17 protein-coding genes are annotated in these 15,410 nt (G+C 65.6%); 5 read left to right on the plus strand and 12 right to left on the minus strand.

The genetic code is table 11. The features are described from left to right. Positions 1-38 precede the first annotated feature (38 nt). From JHW41_RS25280 to JHW41_RS25295, 4 genes are all read left to right on the plus strand, one after another. Positions 39-884, plus strand: coding sequence for an RHS repeat domain-containing protein (locus tag JHW41_RS25280; RefSeq protein ID WP_250448346.1), 846 nt, complete (start codon positions 39-41; stop codon positions 882-884). A gap of 85 nt (positions 885-969) precedes the next feature. Further along, positions 970-1,449 (plus strand): hypothetical protein, encoded by a 480-nt coding sequence (locus JHW41_RS25285; RefSeq protein WP_250448348.1) that lies wholly within the window; start codon positions 970-972, stop codon positions 1,447-1,449. Between the two features lie 337 nt (positions 1,450-1,786). Beyond that, a complete protein-coding gene (locus tag JHW41_RS25290; RefSeq protein ID WP_250448350.1) occupies positions 1,787-2,272 on the plus strand; it encodes a hypothetical protein in 486 nt (161 codons plus the stop codon). Positions 2,273-2,712: 440 nt separating this feature from the next. After that, positions 2,713-3,141 (plus strand): hypothetical protein, encoded by a 429-nt coding sequence (locus JHW41_RS25295; protein ID WP_250448351.1) that lies wholly within the window; start codon positions 2,713-2,715, stop codon positions 3,139-3,141. A 332-nt stretch (positions 3,142-3,473) separates the two neighbouring features. Here the strand turns inward: JHW41_RS25295 and JHW41_RS25300 are convergent, their stop codons facing one another. Continuing rightward, positions 3,474-3,869, minus strand: a complete 396-nt coding sequence (locus tag JHW41_RS25300) for a hypothetical protein (protein ID WP_139381793.1) — start codon at positions 3,867-3,869, stop codon at positions 3,474-3,476. Between the two features lie 350 nt (positions 3,870-4,219). Here JHW41_RS25300 and JHW41_RS25305 point away from each other — a divergent pair, with 350 nt between their 5' ends. Then, a complete protein-coding gene (locus tag JHW41_RS25305; RefSeq protein ID WP_428995600.1) occupies positions 4,220-5,422 on the plus strand; it encodes an acyltransferase family protein in 1,203 nt (400 codons plus the stop codon). Positions 5,423-5,579: 157 nt separating this feature from the next. Here JHW41_RS25305 and JHW41_RS25310 read toward each other — a convergent pair whose 3' ends face one another. From JHW41_RS25310 to JHW41_RS25360, 11 genes are all read right to left on the minus strand, one after another. Next, entirely contained in the window at positions 5,580-6,128 is a 549-nt protein-coding gene (locus JHW41_RS25310) for a hypothetical protein (RefSeq protein WP_250448353.1), read from the minus strand. 2 nt (positions 6,129-6,130) lie between these two features. Continuing rightward, positions 6,131-7,894 (minus strand): S8 family serine peptidase, encoded by a 1,764-nt coding sequence (locus JHW41_RS25315; protein ID WP_057949834.1) that lies wholly within the window; start codon positions 7,892-7,894, stop codon positions 6,131-6,133. Positions 7,895-8,423: 529 nt separating this feature from the next. Then, the gene (locus tag JHW41_RS25320) at positions 8,424-8,642 is read right to left on the minus strand and encodes a hypothetical protein (protein ID WP_250448355.1); all 219 of its coding nucleotides are present in this window, start codon (positions 8,640-8,642) and stop codon (positions 8,424-8,426) included. 36 nt (positions 8,643-8,678) lie between these two features. Next, a complete protein-coding gene (locus JHW41_RS25325) occupies positions 8,679-8,957 on the minus strand; it encodes a hypothetical protein (RefSeq protein ID WP_250448357.1) in 279 nt (92 codons plus the stop codon). A 12-nt stretch (positions 8,958-8,969) separates the two neighbouring features. Further along, positions 8,970-9,443 (minus strand): DUF952 domain-containing protein, encoded by a 474-nt coding sequence (locus tag JHW41_RS25330; protein WP_250448359.1) that lies wholly within the window; start codon positions 9,441-9,443, stop codon positions 8,970-8,972. Between the two features lie 397 nt (positions 9,444-9,840). Then, positions 9,841-10,509 carry a DUF4240 domain-containing protein gene (locus JHW41_RS25335; RefSeq protein ID WP_138884478.1) on the minus strand — a complete coding sequence of 223 codons (669 nt, stop codon included), beginning with the start codon at positions 10,507-10,509 and terminating at the stop codon, positions 9,841-9,843. Positions 10,510-10,724: 215 nt separating this feature from the next. Then, positions 10,725-11,132 carry a transposase gene (locus JHW41_RS25340; protein ID WP_057949831.1) on the minus strand — a complete coding sequence of 136 codons (408 nt, stop codon included), beginning with the start codon at positions 11,130-11,132 and terminating at the stop codon, positions 10,725-10,727. A 69-nt stretch (positions 11,133-11,201) separates the two neighbouring features. Continuing rightward, a complete protein-coding gene (locus JHW41_RS25345) occupies positions 11,202-11,618 on the minus strand; it encodes a transposase (protein ID WP_057949830.1) in 417 nt (138 codons plus the stop codon). A gap of 366 nt (positions 11,619-11,984) precedes the next feature. Then, on the minus strand, positions 11,985-12,545 hold the full coding sequence (locus JHW41_RS25350) for a hypothetical protein (protein WP_250448361.1): 561 nt from the start codon (positions 12,543-12,545) through the stop codon (positions 11,985-11,987). 2 nt (positions 12,546-12,547) lie between these two features. After that, positions 12,548-14,317: a S8 family serine peptidase gene (locus JHW41_RS25355; RefSeq protein ID WP_078996198.1), complete on the minus strand. Its 1,770-nt coding sequence runs from the start codon at positions 14,315-14,317 to the stop codon at positions 12,548-12,550. 102 nt (positions 14,318-14,419) lie between these two features. Further along, positions 14,420-14,956, minus strand: a complete 537-nt coding sequence (locus JHW41_RS25360; protein ID WP_057949828.1) for a fimbrial protein — start codon at positions 14,954-14,956, stop codon at positions 14,420-14,422. Between the last annotated feature and the right edge of the window lie 454 nt (positions 14,957-15,410).

The raw sequence follows: 15,410 nt of genomic DNA on the forward strand, positions 1-15,410 counted from the left end.
ACGCCAACGACCGACTGAACCAGTTCAAGCATGCCGGCGTGATCAAGGCAAGTTATCGTTACAACGCCATCGGTGAGCGCGTTGCAACCACTGGCGGCACAATCGGCGTCGTCCATACCTACACGCTATATGACGAAGCCGGCCACTGGATCGGCGATTACGACAGCACCGGCGCGGCCAGGCAGCAGGCCGTGTGGTTCGACGATGCACCAGTCGGCGTGGTGGTTGGCAGTGGTGGCGCGCAGGCGCTGCACCATGTACAGCCGGACCATCTGGGTACGCCGCGCGCAGTCATCGATCCCAGCCGCAATGTTGCAGTCTGGACCTGGGATGCCAAGAGCGAGGCATTCGGCAATAGCCCGCCGAACCAAGACCCAGATCAGGACGGCACCGCATTCGTGTTCGATATGCGGTTCCCGGGGCAGCGACTCGATGTCGTAAGCGGATTATTTTACAACTACCATCGCGATTACGACTCATCTGTCGGCCGTTATGTTCAATCTGATCCGATCGGTCTCACGGGTGGAATTCTTCTGTATGGCTATAGCTGGAGCAGCCCACTTATCAATAGCGATCCCTTTGGTCTGCAGCCGGCCAACACCGTAGTTTGCGGAACAGATGGCAAACTAGTCGTAAAAGTCGATAGCGGCCAATCAGAGTACTGCGGGCTGAAGGAGTGTCTCATTAGACACGAAGAATGCCACGCGAAGGAAATGAGCGAAGATAAGAATATCGTGGAATTCTGCTCGACCCCTGGCAACGCGAACAAATCCATCTATATCGACTGGAAGCAGAAACAGGCCTTGGAACTTACAGGAACTCAGGCCGAGCTGGACTGCCTGAATAAAAAGCAAAAAAAGAAGATTACACTTGCAGAAAAGTAATAAACGAACGCATTAAAAAGATCCAACAAAATCGCAATGCCTGTGAGTCAGATGAAAAAAATGCGTATTCAAATGAGGCGATCCTATGAAGCCAATAGCGCTCCTTCTCCCGCTCTGTCTTTTGACATCTGAAGTCACGGCCAGCCCAAAATTCACGATGGCCGTGGATTCGAATATTGATCGAAAAGCAGGTGACGCGGAGTTGACGTTCAATCTCACTTTATCCGGCCCCAACCCTGTCGCTGTGGCTAGGAGTTCGATTCCAGGCGTCCAAAAGAATGCCATATGGACAAGCGCGGAATATTTCCCAAATTATGGGGAAAAATATCGTCCTTGCCCAAAACCAAAGGAAAAAATTGAGATCAACGACGGACTCCTCGGCACCACCACAATTAAGCCGGGACAGTCGTTTCAGCAGAAAATGAAACTTTCAGATTTGTATTTTAATGCCAATGAGATCGTAGGAAAATGCGATCTAGTCTTGTTCTGGACCTACAAGCCAGAACTCGAATCAGGCGAACATACCGAGCGACTTGCTGGAGCGGTCGTCATAACAGCCGAGTAGCTTCGTTTCGGCCAGGCCTCATGGTACTTACGGTGATAGTCCAAGGCCCCGACAACGGGGCCTTTTTAGCCGCCATTGACACCTAATCGCTGAAACCGGCAACTGGATCAGCGATTACGACAGTACCGGAGCAGCCAAGCAGCAAATCGCGTGGCTCGGCAATCCGCCGGTCAGCTTCGTGGTCGGCAGCGGCGGCACGCAGACGTCGTGGTATGTACAGCCGGATCATCTGGGTATGCGACGAGCGGTCGTCGATCCCAGCCGCAACATCGCCATCTGGACCTGGGATGCAATGTGAGGAAGACCCAAAGGACTGTAACTTCAAATGAGCCATCACATGAAATGGACAGCACTGTTGACCGCCCTTGCCCTCTCGATGCCCGCGGGAGGAACCGAGAGGCCTGAATTCGAAATTACTGTTGCACAAGAAGTGGGCGCCAAGGCAGGCGATGCGACCCTACATTTCGATCTGTCGTATAACGGCCAGCAACCAGTAAGAATCAGAGCTAGCTCGGTACCGGGCACACAGGATACTGCAATATGGATACTGGCCGAGCGCTTCCTCGACATTGGATCGAGCACTCGGGGCGACTGCCCGAGGCTGAAAGAAATAATCTTCATTGATGATGGGAAGCTGGGCAGTACGACAATCCATCCCGGGCAGCACATCAAACAGTCGATCAAGCTCTCCGATCGATATTCAAACACGGCGCAAGTAGTTGGGAAATGCGACACTGTTGTGTTCTGGAGTTATAAGCCAGATAAAGAGACCGGCGACAGTCAGCGCGTGTCCGGAGCAATTCTGTTGCCCGGCGCACATTAAAATTGTGAATATCTGAACAATCGTTCAATCCAGATACAAGGCAAGGGAGGGGGTTTATCGCCCTCCCTTTTGCTTTATGACTCTGTGCAATAGCTGATGTTGTCCAGCGTTAACCACGCGACCTGAACGCTGTGCGGAGACCGGGCAAAAACTTCTCCACTTGTCCGGACATCGATCCGGGTCGGCGCTCCCGCCGGCAGCAATAAATTGAATTTCCCTCCAAGCATCGCGATATCTGCTGCGCCAAATAGATGGTTGAATTCCATATCGCAAGCGGCCAGAAAATGCTGAATCCATCACAATCCCAGTAGAAATGAATACACGGGTACGCATTCGTGATCACCGGGGCTGGCTAGACTCGCTATCGAGGCTGCCAACACCGGAGATCCTCTAACCGCGAGCCGATCGCGGCTCGCGTCACGCAGACCATTGGAGGGTGTATGCGTACCAACAAGATGTGGGCGGTAGGCGCGTTGATTTCGGCTTTGACGGTAGGACACAGCGCTCCAGCCTATGCGGGCGACATGAGCAACGCGGTGGTGACCTGTTACGTCGACACCTTCGCCGTGGACGTGCCCGAGGCGTTCACCTGTTTCTCGACATGGAAGCCGGGCAAGGCGACGAATCCGACCAGCGCGTACTTCCAGGTCGCTGGCTTGGGCCAGGGAAACTATTCCTATGCCTGGCTCGATGTGGAAACCAACACCGTGCCCGCCAATTGCGGCAACCAAAGCTTGTGTCGTAAATCGATCGCCACTGAAACCCGTAACGACGGGGAGGCTACGCTTCGCGTAACCATCACCGATCTCGATACCGGCGAGAGCAAGAGCGCGCAGGCGACCGCGTTCTACAATGATGGATACAACTGATCGCCGGCCGACGCGTCCATGAGACAGATCACGAAGGGCGTCGTGGGGCGCCCTTCGTGACCGTTGTATTGGCGTTGCCCACGCTTGTTACGCCGAGCTCGGCCGTGACCGCCAACCTAGCACCGACTCTATGAGCGGCATCGCCATCGCAGGCAGTGAGCGCTACGTCGGCGACGACGCTTGTGATGGCGTATGCAGGACTTTCGCTGTCGCAAAGAAGAGAACGCCGCCAGGCGCGGACCTGCGCTCGCCTTACTGCGACGGTTGCGAGTGGCGGGCTTCTGCGTTCAACCCGGCCAGCCCTGCGCGCGCATCCAGCCGCTGCACTGCGTTCAATCCTTGAGCTCGATGTACTTCACGCCCTCGGTCCGGTTCGGCGCGCCGAAGGGGACGTTCGAGCTGCACGTGCCGTTGCCGTAAACGAGAATCTGCTTGCCCGTGTTCTTGGCCGCCAGCGCCAGGGAAATCATGTCCTGCTCGGCGAACGTCGGGTTGTCGCCGCGGAACATGGCGTAGACCATCGCGTTGCCGTTGTAGGGGCAGGCGCTGGTTTGGCCGGGCGCGAAGGCTCCGCCTTCCAGGACGATGAAAACCACGGCTTTGTTCGTGGACACCCCTGCGATCAGGCTCTTTACATAGCCTTGATAGACGCCCGATACGCCCGCGTGGGCGGATACGGTTCCGAGCAGCGCAGCGGCGGCCAGAACCGAGGTCGCGATCGCTTTCATGTACATATGACAGTCCTTTGTGATGAGCGGATGTGGGCGGCTGTACCGCCGGGTTGTTTCATCGCACTACTACGCGAAAAGCCGGTTTCCGCGGCCGATTCATTCCGCTCGGATTCGATCCCAAGCCGTACCAGCGCGGCATCCCATATCGGCCCGCATTCCCGATTCGAACATCGCGTCGCCCACGCGATGCGAGCAACGGACCCGATCATCCACGCACTCCCGCTCTCTTCCGAACGTTCGTCGCTTTCGCCGAAGATGCGACGCACGACACCTGCCGACCGTTCATCGCGTTGCATCTGTGAATACAATGCGAATCCGATTCATCGCGAGGACGCTCCGTGGCAGACATGCCCGTCGGCGCAGCACGCTTGCAAACCCCGACACCGGCCGCGCAGGCCCACCGATTGCCCGGACTCGATGTATTGCGGGCGATCGCCGTGGCGTGGGTGATGCTGTTCCACTCCTTCCTCAACGAAGGACCCGACGAAGGCCTGGTGTGGCTGTGCCATTACGGCTGGATGGGCGTCGATCTGTTCTTCGTGCTCAGCGGCTACCTGATCGGCTCGCAGGTGTTGACGCCGCTCGCGCGCGGCGAGCGTCTGTCGTTCGGCGGGTTCTATCTGCGCCGCGCGTTCCGCATCCTGCCGGCGTTCCTGGCGGTGCTGGCGGTGTATCTGCTGGTGCCGGGATTCCGCGAGTCGCCGGGGCTGGAGTCGGCGTGGAAGTTCCTGAGCTTCACCCTCAATCTGCTGATCGATTACCGCCAGAACCAGGCGTTCTCGCACGCGTGGTCGCTGTGCGTGGAGGAACATTTCTATCTGGTGTTCCCGCTGCTGGCATGGTGGCTGATGCGTCGCGCCTCGACCGCGGCGTTCGTCGCGATCTGCGCGAGCGTGGTGCTGGGCGGCATCGCCTTGCGCGCGGGCGTTTGGTTGCACGACTTCGAAACCGAGGGACCGGTCGGCGAATCGGCGCGCAGCTGGTTCGCCGAGGACATCTATTTCCCGACCTGGAACCGGCTCGACGGCTTGTTGGCCGGCGTGGTGTTGGCCAGCCTGAAGACCTTCCGCGCGCAGTGGTGGCGACGCGCCCAGGCCTACGCCAACGTCGCCCTGCTCGCGGGATTGGGCGTGGTGGCCGCGGCCATGTGGCTGTTCCGCGAGCGCACCGGCTTGCTCGCCAACGCGATCGGCTGGCCGGTGTTGTCGGTCGGCTTCGCCTTGCTGGTCTTCGCCGGCACTACGCGCGCCAGTTGGATCGGACGCTGGTCGATCCCGGGCGTGGGCTGGTTGGCGGCCACGTCCTACAGCCTGTACTTGGTGCACAAGGGCGTGTTCCACGTGGTGGACGAATCCGTCGGCAAGCTGCTGGCGGGCCACAGCCTCGTCGCCTTCGCCACCTACGGCACCGCCGCATTGGCCGCCGCCGCGGTGCTGCACTACGGGGTGGAACAGCCGTTTCTGCGGCTGCGCGACTGGGCGCTCAACGCTCGGGCCAGGACGCACACGCCGGGCGCGGGCGCGGTTCGAGGTCCCGCGTTGAGCGAGTGAGGCGAGTATCGCCGCCGCGGCGCGCACGGGCTGGCCGCGCTTCGATGCCGCTGCCGGCCATCGCCTGCGCCATGCGAACGATAGCAAGCGCGACACGCTAAACCGCCGGCCGGAACGGATTCCGGCCGACGGCTCGTGCTTACCCGACGACCGAAGATCAGTAGAGGACGTTTTCCTCTTCGATGATCGCCGGGCTGGCTTCCTTCACCCCGGCCAGCGCCTGGATCTTGCGCATCGCGCTCATCGCGTCCTGCACCGAGCCGAATTCGATCCGGCCGTTGCCGCCGACCTTCGAGGAGTACGTCAGCTTGCCGCCGCTCGCGCGCACGGCGGCGTCGAGCGCCGAGGCGTCGGCGACGTAGACGTTCAAGGTGGAGGTCACCACCACCGGCTTGCCGGTGTCGGCGATCGCCGCCGCCATCTTCTGCTTGGCGGGCGCGACGGTCTTGCTCGCGGACTTGGCGCCGCCCGGCTGCAGCTTGATCTGGTACTTGCCGACCTGCACCTGCTGGGCATCGGCGGCCTGCGCGGTCTTGAGCGCACTGACCTGGGCCTGCGGCGCGAGGGTGAAGCGGGTGTCGCCGATGCTGAAGCTGTCGCCGGTCGCGGCCTGCTGCAGTTCGCGGCGGGCGTTGTCGCCGGTTTGCGCGCTGGCGATGCCCGCCGCCGCCAGCAGGATCGGAACGAGGAGTGCTTGGGTTTTCATGGTCAGTGCCCCAGGACGCGGATCTTGAAGGAGTTGAGCTTGCCCTTGGCGGCGGCGTTCGCGGCCAGCGGCACGTCGGCGATTTCCAGGGTCCAGGTGCCCTTGGCCGGCTCGTCGAGGAACGCGTTGGACGAGACGAAGTCGAGCTTGAACGCGGAGCTGCTCACGCTGGTCATCGCCGGCACGATGGTGCTGCGCGTGCCCTTGGGCGAGATCAGCACGACCTGCAGCGGGAACGGCGTGTTCGAGGCGCTCGAATAGTCGGTCGCCAGGCCCAACTGCACGCCTTCGATCTTGGCGATGTCGCGGTCGATCGCGATCTGCAGCTTGGCCGGCGCGCCGGCGCCGCCGATGGCGACCGCCTGCGCCGGCGCGACGCGCTGCCAGCCGCTGTCGACCAGCGCCGGCAGCGGCTTGAAGCGGCCGGCGAGTTCGACCGCGGCGGTCGCGTCCACCAGGCCGAAGCCGTACCAGTTGCTGAAGAGGCGGCCCGCGGCGTTCTTGCGCCAGCCCGGAACCAGCAAGGTTCCGTTGGCGTGCTTGACGTCCGGCTGGTCCTTGTCCACCTGGCGCGCGGTCGTGGCCAGGATGTACTTGACCTCGCGCACGCCGAGCTTTGGATTGGCCTGCAACACCAGCGCAGCCACGCCGGACACCGTCGGCGCCGCCGCCGAGGTGCCGCTCATGGTGCCGTTGTAGTCGCAGCTCGCATCGATGGCCGAAGTCGCGTGGTCGAGCCGGTTGAACGCTTCGGCGTCTTCGCGGTTGTAGCCCATCGCGCAGCCGGAGGGGTCCGTCGTCACGATCGCGGGGCTGTAGATCGCGTCGCCGAAATACCCGCGATACAGCGTTTGCGTCGCGTCGCTCAGAACGTCGCGCTCGGCGCCGAACTCGCCGCCCAAGCCCGACACCCACAGTGCGGAACCGGCCGAGGAGTACACCGCGCGTCGGCCGCTCGCATCCACCGACGCGATGGTCATGACGCCGAACAGGTTGTTGCGCGGGTCCAGACCCGTCTGCACGCACCCCACGTTGGCGTCGATGATGACCTGCGCGCACTTCGGCCGCGAGCCGCCGACGTCGCGCTGCAGGTAGTTGTTGCCGGCTGCCTTGACGAAGACGCGTCCGCGCCCGTTGCGCGCGGCCGCCATCGGCTTCTCGTAAGCGTCGACCTGGTTCTCGGAGAACGTCTGCGGCGACCCGCTGCCCACGCCCCAGCTGTTGTTGGAGACATCGACGTCCTGCGCTTCGGCGCCGTTCCACCACGCGTAGAAGATCTTGTCCTCGCTCAGCGAAGTGGAGACGTCGCCGAAGCCGTTGAAGCTCTTGAGCCGCGCGCCCGGTGCGACGCCGCGCACGCCGATGCCGTTCCAGCCCACCGCGCCGATGATGCCGGCGACCGAGGTGCCGTGGCCGTAGCTGGGCGTCGTCGGCGTCGGATCGTGTTCGGGGCGGCCCGGATCGAAGTTCTTGGAACCGTTGGGCACCACGTTGGCGACGAGGTCGGCATGGTGGATGTCCACGCCCTGGTCGAGCACGCCGACGACGACGCCCTTGCCGCGGATGTTGTAGTCGTGCAGGTCGTCGATGCCCAGGTCGACCGCGACCGTCGGCTTGGTGTCGCCGAGCACGGCCTGGCCGTAGTTCATCAGATGCCATTGATAGCGATACAGCGGATCGCCTTGCTGCGCCTGCGCGGCCCCGGCCGACAGGGCCGCCAGGGTCGCTACGCCGAGGATCGTTCTCTTGCCGAATAGCTGTCGCATGCCGCCGACTCCTTGGTTTTCGCCGGGCATGCCGCGCCCGTCGCAGCCGGAGCGCTCGCTCCGGCCGATGCGGGCCGCATGCACGGGGTGGGTGGACTGATCGGTCCTATCTAGAACGCGTGGCGATCGACGAACCCCTATCCGCGCGACGGGTTCGGCCGGTCAGCAAACCGAACGCTGCGGGCATGGGGGAGGCTGGCTGCGTTGCGTTGTCGTGGCTGATTTTTCGTCAGCGCGCGCGCAGTTCGTGTCGCTCGCGCCGGTTCGGCGCAGGCAATCGACGCGCGCTATGCCCGCATGAGCGCTGCGACGATGGCGCACGAGGGTTCGGCGATCCCACTGACGGGGTGCGCGTGTTTTTATGACAATGCGCGATATTCGGCTCGCCGCGGCTCGATGCGCGGCGGATCGACGAGCGCGCTGCGCGCATCGCGCGCGCGATGCGGCTGTCTCCAAGGCTCGTATACGCCGAGCCGCGGCGGCGGCGAGGCCGCTGCCGCCGCGGACGATGTCTGGTGCGGCGCCAGCGTCAGCAGCTGACGGTCTGTCCGCCGGTGTAGACGCTGGTCACGGTGCCGGTGACGGTGATTTGCCCGGTGCACTGGTTGTGCACGGCGTGGCCGACGATTTGTCCGTCCTGATAGTAGGTGTAGGCCCAACCGGGAGGCGGCAGTTTCCCTCCCGCCGCCCATGCGATGCTGGTCACGCCCGCCAAGGTCAGTGCAAGCAACAGGGTCTTCGCGCGCATCTCGGGTTTCTCCTTGTGTCCGGCCGGATGCCGGAACTACAACATGCGCACCCGGCAACGCGTGCGCACGCCGCATCGCATCATCGTGAAACGCGGGTTATCGCTGAATGCGGCGAAATTCATGATCGCGGACACGAAACCCGCTTCGGGTCGCGATGCCGGCGAAACGAGCTGCTCAAAACGAAGATCTATCGAAGCGGATAGCGCCATGGCTACGGCCGCAATCGCCGCATTACGCCGAGGCTTGGCTGGGTCGATGATCCGCCCGATGCCCGCCGCGCCGCGCAAGCCGAGACCCCGCGACACGTCGAACACAGCGACCGCAGTTCAACCCGGATCGCGGCCGTCGGATGGCGATGCCGCGGCAGCGGGCGCCTTGAGTTGCGCAGGCAAGACGACGCGTCCGCCGTCGTCGCGGCGCAGCGGAGCGATGCCTGTCACCAGCGCTTTGTCCAACGCGGCGTACAGGTGGGGAAACAGCAGCCCGCTGCGCGGCGAGAGTTCCCATTTGAGCTGTTCGCCGGCGGCGCGCAGATCCACCGCCGCGACGAACAGGTCGTCGTTGCCGGCGAAATGCAGGTCGGCGGTGCGGGTCAGCTGGCTTTCGGTGGAGAGGTGGACGAAGCCGTCTTCCAGGTCCTTGGCCGAACCTTCGAATCGTCCGCTCGCGTCGAGCGTGTGCCGCTCCGACCGGGTCAGGATCTTGTAGGCGATCGGCGGACGCGCGGCGCCCGCGCCCGCCGGCGTGTCTTGGCCGTCGCCACCGGCCAGCATCGATGCGATGAGCGCGATTGCGATCATTCTGGATCTCCCGTCGTGTCCTGCGCAGCGAGCGCACGCTCATAGCGTAGCGAACGCCGCACGCCACTGCTACGCGACGACCGCCGCGCGGCGCGAGTCGGGCCGTTCGCAGCGGCGTCGCTTGCGCCGAGCGCGCTCACTCTTCCGAGATGCGGCTTTGCGCCGGCTTCACGTACCCGTAGCCGCCAGACCGCTTGGAAACGACGCTTGTTCGTTTCATGCTCCATGCGGCGGGTCGAACCCGCACCGTGGCGCGCGACGATCGAACCTGTGTCGATCCCATTTTCGAAATGCAAAACCGGCCGAGTGTTTCGTGCGCGCCAGCGACTTCGGCAACGCATCGGCACTGCGCCGCGATCGGCGACGCGTGCAGCGACACCTATTCAGCCGCTGCGCTTCAGATGAAGCACGATTCGAAGTTCTCGCTCTCGACCGGCGCGCGGTTGTACTTCTTCACGAACGACTCCGGCTTGCGCACGAACGCTTCGAACGCGCGCTGCCCGCTGGAGACGGCGTGCGCCAGGGCGTCGTAGAAACTGTCGTCGCCGCCGAGGAACAGCTGGTCGCCGGCCTGTTTTTCCAGGCGCTCCACCGCTTTTTGCAGTTCGCGCCGGTATCGGGCCGCGGCCTTTGCGATCCGCACCAGTTCCGCCGCGCGCAGCCGTTCGCGCAGGGCCGCGCGCGCGATCGCCGGGTACGCGGGGTCGAGGCTGGATTTGGGCCAGTCCAAAGCGGCGACGACGGACCAAAAATCCTTCGGCTCGGCGCGCGCCAGCCGCGCGGCCAGACGCTTGGCCTTCGGGTCCGGCCGCAGCGCTGCGTCGTCCAGGCGCTGGCTTTTCTTCAGCAACGCATCGACCTGGGCGCGCGGCAGGGAGAACACCGTTCTCGACCCCAGTTCCTTGAGGATCAGGCGGCACGCGCTCTTGTCCGAGGTCGCGGCGCGCACGCCGAAGGCGGCGCCCTTGACCAGCACGCCGGACTGGCCGCGCGCGTTGGCCAACGCGCAGGCCTGCCTGGCCTGGTACAGGTACCACTGGTAGGAATCGCCGCCGAGTATCGCCATGGTCCGTCCTTGCCGCGCAGCGACGATGCGCGCCGGCGCGATCATCGTCCTGGGTCGGGCCGATACTATCCCATGGGTCCTGCCGCGGCGTTTCGCGCGCTGGCGGCGAACGGCCGCGCCGACCGGCGCGAAGCCGCGCCGTCGCGGGGCCGCCCGGTCCCACCGGCTGGGTCCTGGCGCGGCGCGAACGGCCGCGTCGTGCGGCCCGCCGGACGCTAATCGACGCGGCGCTGGCGCTTGGCGCGGAAACGCTTCTCGCGCACGCGCCGTTCGGCGTAGGCGACCACGCGCGCGGACCACGCTTCGAGCATGACCCCGCTGTTGGCCAGCACCGTCCATACGCCGCGCTCGATCCAGCGTTCGTTGCGGTTGTAGCAGACCCGCCAATCGCCGAACTGGTCCTCGGGCAACTGGGTCCAGGCGCATTGGCCGACCATCACCGACAGCGCCGCATCGACGAAGCGGCGCGTATCGGGCCGGCGCGAATCCTCCAGGGCGATGACCTGGCGCACCACCTGTTCCAGCAACGGCCATTCGCTGTCGCTGAGTTGCACGAAGCGGGCGCGTCCGCGCGCATCTTCGCGTCCATGGCCGATCCGGTCCCGCCTGATTTCGGTTTGCATGCTTCCCTCCTGGCTGCGCGTCGCGCCGCGGCCTCGCGGTCGCCGGCGCGCGCGTTCACTCCTGTGCGTTCATTCCTGCCGGAGCAGGCGCTCGCGTTTGCGCGCGCCGCGACGCGCCCGCTCCTGGTCCTGGCGCTGCGCGTACTGGGCGATGCGTTGCGCCCAGGCCTGCGGCAGGGCGCCGCTGCGCAGCGCCCGCAGCCACACGCCGCGCGCCATCCAGCGGCGGTTGCGGCGGTAGTTGGACACCCAGTTGCCATAGTCCTGCGCCGGCAGGTCGGTCCAGTAGCAATGGCCGGTCATCACCGACAGCGCGGCGTCGACGAAGCGACGGTCGTCACGCTCGCTGCCGGCGCGCACCAGCGCCGGTTCGCCGAGCGCGCGCTTGAACGCCTCCCACTCGCCGTCGTCCAGCGCGATGGCACGGCGCTGCGCGTTCGCCGCCGCCGTGGCCGCGTCGTCGCGCGGCGTCGGGTCGTGCTCCATGGTACTGCTCCTGCTCCGAATCCCCGGTTCTCGATCTCTTGCGCCTTTTCCGAATCCTTGTCGTTCTCGCGCCCGCGCCGCGCGCGTCGTCGCGCACGTCGCCGCGCCTACCGACATCGGGCCGCGAAGGCGACGCCGGGGCGCGCGCCGCCCTCGGCGCCGGCGCGTTGCCGGCGCACGCTGCGGGTCGTCCGCGATCGTGTCGATCCCTGCGAAGCCGGCGGGCGTCTTCGCGTCTGCGCCAGCCTGGCTGGCGTACTGCGGCCGCCGCGGGCGGCGAACCGCGGGGCCGGCAGCGGCCCCGCCTATGCACACGCGTCTACCTGCGAAACCGCGGCGCCGGGCGAGCCCGGCGCCGCGACGCGATCACCACGGAACCCGACGCTGCTCGACCAGGCGCGGATTGACTTCCTTCACGCCGGCCTGGCCCTGGATCAGCTGGCGCGCCTGCATCGCCTGGCTCACCGAGGCGTAGCCGATGGTGGCGTTGCCGCCGACCGCCGAGGAGTACAGCAGGGTGCCGCCGGTCTGCTTGACCAACTGGTCGACCACGCCCGGGTGGCTGAAGTAGACGTTGAGCTCGGGCGCGACGATCACCGTGTCGCCGGACCCGGACACCGCGGCGCCGAGGTTCTCGCCGCCGACGCTGAGCGAGCGGGCGCTGCGCGCGCTCGCCACGGCCGCCGCCGGTACCGCGACCACGTAGTCGCCGGGCACGAGTTCGCGACCGGCCTCGGTGCTGGCTTCGGCCGGCTTGGTGACCACCGCCGACGGCGCGATGCGGTACTCGGTGTGGCCGATGGTGAAGCTTTCGCCGACCGCGGCCTGGGCCAGTTCGGCCTTGGACGCGGAGACCTGGGCCAGTGCCGCCGGCGCCATCGCCATGGCCAGCACGCCCGCGCAGATCGAAAGGGAATGATTTTTCATGCTCAGTGCCCCAGGACGCGGATCTTGAACGAGGAGAGTTTGCCCTTGGCGTCGGTACCGGCCGCGAGGCTGGTGTCGGCCACTTCGACCGTCCAATTGCCGGTGCCGGACTCGTCGAGGAAGGCGTTGACCGCGGCCAGGTCGAAGGTCATCGTCGCGCCGACCGGCACCGAGCCGGCGGGCACCACGATCGCGCGGGTGCCGCTCGGCGAGACCAGGGTGACGACCAGCGGGGTGGACTTCAGCGGCAGGGTGTTGCCGACCGGGTAGTCCGAGGCCAGGCCGATCTGCACCGCTTCGATGCGGCCCGCGCCGGCGGCGAGGTTGACGCTGGCGCGCGCCGGCGCCGAAGCGTTGCCGATCGCCTGCGGGGTTTCCAGGTCCACGCGCTGCCAGCCGCTGTCGACCAGGGCGCCGAGCGACTTGAAGCCGGTCGCGCGGGTCACCGCGGCGGTCGCGTCGACCAGGCCGTAGCCGTACCAGTTGCTGTAAGGACGGCCGGCGGCGTTGGTGGTCCAGCCCGCCGACAGCACGGTGCCGTTGGCGTCGGTCACCGCGGCCTGGGTCGGATCGACCTTGCGCGCGGTGGTGGCGAGGATGTACTTGACGTCGCGGAAGCTCAGCTTCGGGTTGGCCTGCAGCAGCAGCGCGACCACGCCGGTCACCGTCGGCGAGGCCGCCGAAGTGCCGTTCATGGTCGCGGCGTAGTTGCAGGTGTTGTCGATGGCGGACTGGTTCGACTCCAGGCGGTTGAGGTCGAAGTCGGACCAGAACTGCACCGGGGCCACCCGGTTGGTGTTGTAGCCGCGCGCGCAGCCCGACAGGTCGGTGGTCATGATCGCCGGATCGAAGCGCACCGCCGGCTGGGTCGCCAGCTGCGCCGCGGTCGCCTGGGTCGCCAGGGTCGCGCGCTCCCAGCCGTACTCGCCGCCCAGGCCCGAGACCCACAGCGAGGCGCCGGGGGTGGAATAGCTCGAACGCTTGCCGGTGGCGTTGACCGCGGCGACGGTGATGACGTTGAAGTAGTTGGACTCTTCGACGAACACCGACTGGCTGCAGCCGACGCGGCCGCTGGAGGCCGGGCAGTAGGTGCTGACGCTGTTGAAGCCGTTGCCGGCGGCCTTGACGTAGACCGTGCCGAGTCCGCCGCGGGTGGCCGACATCGGGTTTTCCCACGCCGCCAGTTCGTTCTCGGAGACGTTGGTCAGGAACAGCGGGGTGGTGTCGCCCCAGCTGTTGTTGGACACGGCCACGTCCTTGGACTCCGGACCGTCCCACCACGCGTAGCGGATCTGCGCGGTGGTGCCGCCGGCGTCGAGGAAGTTGAAGCTCTTCAGCCGCGCGCTCGGCGCCACGCCGCGCACGCCGATGCCGTTCCAGCCGACCGCGCCGATGATGCCGGTCACCGCGGTGCCGTGGGCGTTGCCGCCCTGCGACGCCGACGGGGTCGGATCGTGGCTGTTGTTGTTGAAGTTCCACGAACCGTTGGGCACGACGTTCGCGGCAAGGTCGGGATGGGCGATTTCCGCGCCCTGGTCGAGCACGCCGACCACCACGCCCTTGCCGCGGATGTTGTAGTCGTGCAGGTCGTCGATGCCGATGTCGACGCCGGAGACCGGGCGGGTGTCGCCGATCACCGCCTGGCCGTAGTTCATCAGGTGCCACTGATAGCGATACAGCGGATCGCCTTGCTGCGCCTGCGCCGCGCCCGCGGACAGGGCGAGAAGGGTCGCTACGCTGAGGATCGTCCTTTTGCCGGAAAGCTGTCGCATGCCGCCAACTCCTTGGAGGGTCGTCGGACAAGCCGCCCGCAGCGCCGCCGCGGCGCTGGCGCGCGGGCGGGTGCGGGCCGCATGTACGGGGATGGGGTGGGCTTACTGGTAGATCATGGTGAAGGTGACGCTGCTGTTCGCCGAGCCTGCGCTGGCGGCGCCGGTGGCGTAGTACTGCGCGTAGTAGCGCAGCGCGGCGCCGCCGGTGTCGACCGCGACCTGCTGGCTGTTCTGCAGCGCCAGCGGGTTGCCCAGCAGCACCTGCGAGAAGTCGGCGTTGAGCACCTGCAGCTCGACGTTGGCGGCGGTGCCGGTGCCGCCTTCCAGGGTCAGGTTGTTGTTGCTGGTGTTGATGGTCGGACCCGGCTCGAAGAAGGTCTGGACCAGCGTGGTGCTGGCGTCGCAATCGGCGACGCGGATGATGAAGGGCGTGCGGCCGGCGACTTCGCCGGCGGCCGACAGCGCGGACACCGCGACCGCCGGCAGGCGCACGCGGATGTCGGCCGGCGACGGCCCGTTGGTGAGCACGCAGGTCGGCGCGATCACCGAGCCTTCGATGTGGATGGTGCCGTCGACGGCATAGGCGGAAACGGGCGCAGCAAGAGCGAGAGCGAGTACGGCGATCGAAGCGGTCTTCATTTCGTCCCCTAGATCTGATGTCGCGTTGCGATGTGCACCGGCGTGACGCGGCACCTGGATCCGCTCCCGTGGATCGCGTCCGTTTGGACTACATCCCCGTTGGATACGTCCCCGCTGGATCCGAACCGCAGATCCGAGCCCGCCGACCTTAGCGATGAACTGTTCACGAACTGCGATGAAATTGGCAGTTCGCTCACCATCCCTCATTAACTACAACGTAATTTCTCCACATCCCCCCTACACCGTCCATCGTATTCGACGGCTCGGTACGCGGCACTGTTACCCGTTTGCATCGTTTTCGCGCGGCATGGCGTCGGTGCGCGCTAAGCACGTACGCAAAGCACGTACGTTCGGCGATGTGCGTTCGCACAACCGCCTGCCGGAAACGCAACGACCCGGCCGGCGCACGAGGCTCCGGCCGGGTCGGCGAGGTGATGCGAAGTGGCGAATCGGA

The organism is Lysobacter enzymogenes (genome assembly GCF_023617245.1).
GTDB classification, from domain to species: Bacteria; Pseudomonadota; Gammaproteobacteria; order Xanthomonadales; family Xanthomonadaceae; genus Lysobacter; species Lysobacter yananisis.

Coding starts and splice junctions, on each gene's coding strand:
- JHW41_RS25285 (WP_250448348.1), top strand. CDS start 970: ATGAAGCCAATAGCGCTCCTTCTCCCGCTCTGTCTTTTGACATCTGAA.
- JHW41_RS25290 (WP_250448350.1), top strand. CDS start 1,787: ATGAAATGGACAGCACTGTTGACCGCCCTTGCCCTCTCGATGCCCGCG.
- JHW41_RS25295 (WP_250448351.1), top strand. CDS start 2,713: ATGCGTACCAACAAGATGTGGGCGGTAGGCGCGTTGATTTCGGCTTTG.
- JHW41_RS25300 (WP_139381793.1), bottom strand. CDS start 3,869: ATGAAAGCGATCGCGACCTCGGTTCTGGCCGCCGCTGCGCTGCTCGGA.
- JHW41_RS25305 (WP_428995600.1), top strand. CDS start 4,220: ATGCCCGTCGGCGCAGCACGCTTGCAAACCCCGACACCGGCCGCGCAG.
- JHW41_RS25310 (WP_250448353.1), bottom strand. CDS start 6,128: ATGAAAACCCAAGCACTCCTCGTTCCGATCCTGCTGGCGGCGGCGGGC.
- JHW41_RS25315 (WP_057949834.1), bottom strand. CDS start 7,894: ATGCGACAGCTATTCGGCAAGAGAACGATCCTCGGCGTAGCGACCCTG.
- JHW41_RS25320 (WP_250448355.1), bottom strand. CDS start 8,642: ATGCGCGCGAAGACCCTGTTGCTTGCACTGACCTTGGCGGGCGTGACC.
- JHW41_RS25330 (WP_250448359.1), bottom strand. CDS start 9,443: ATGATCGCAATCGCGCTCATCGCATCGATGCTGGCCGGTGGCGACGGC.
- JHW41_RS25335 (WP_138884478.1), bottom strand. CDS start 10,509: ATGGCGATACTCGGCGGCGATTCCTACCAGTGGTACCTGTACCAGGCC.
- JHW41_RS25340 (WP_057949831.1), bottom strand. CDS start 11,132: ATGCAAACCGAAATCAGGCGGGACCGGATCGGCCATGGACGCGAAGAT.
- JHW41_RS25345 (WP_057949830.1), bottom strand. CDS start 11,618: ATGGAGCACGACCCGACGCCGCGCGACGACGCGGCCACGGCGGCGGCG.
- JHW41_RS25350 (WP_250448361.1), bottom strand. CDS start 12,545: ATGAAAAATCATTCCCTTTCGATCTGCGCGGGCGTGCTGGCCATGGCG.
- JHW41_RS25355 (WP_078996198.1), bottom strand. CDS start 14,317: ATGCGACAGCTTTCCGGCAAAAGGACGATCCTCAGCGTAGCGACCCTT.
- JHW41_RS25360 (WP_057949828.1), bottom strand. CDS start 14,956: ATGAAGACCGCTTCGATCGCCGTACTCGCTCTCGCTCTTGCTGCGCCC.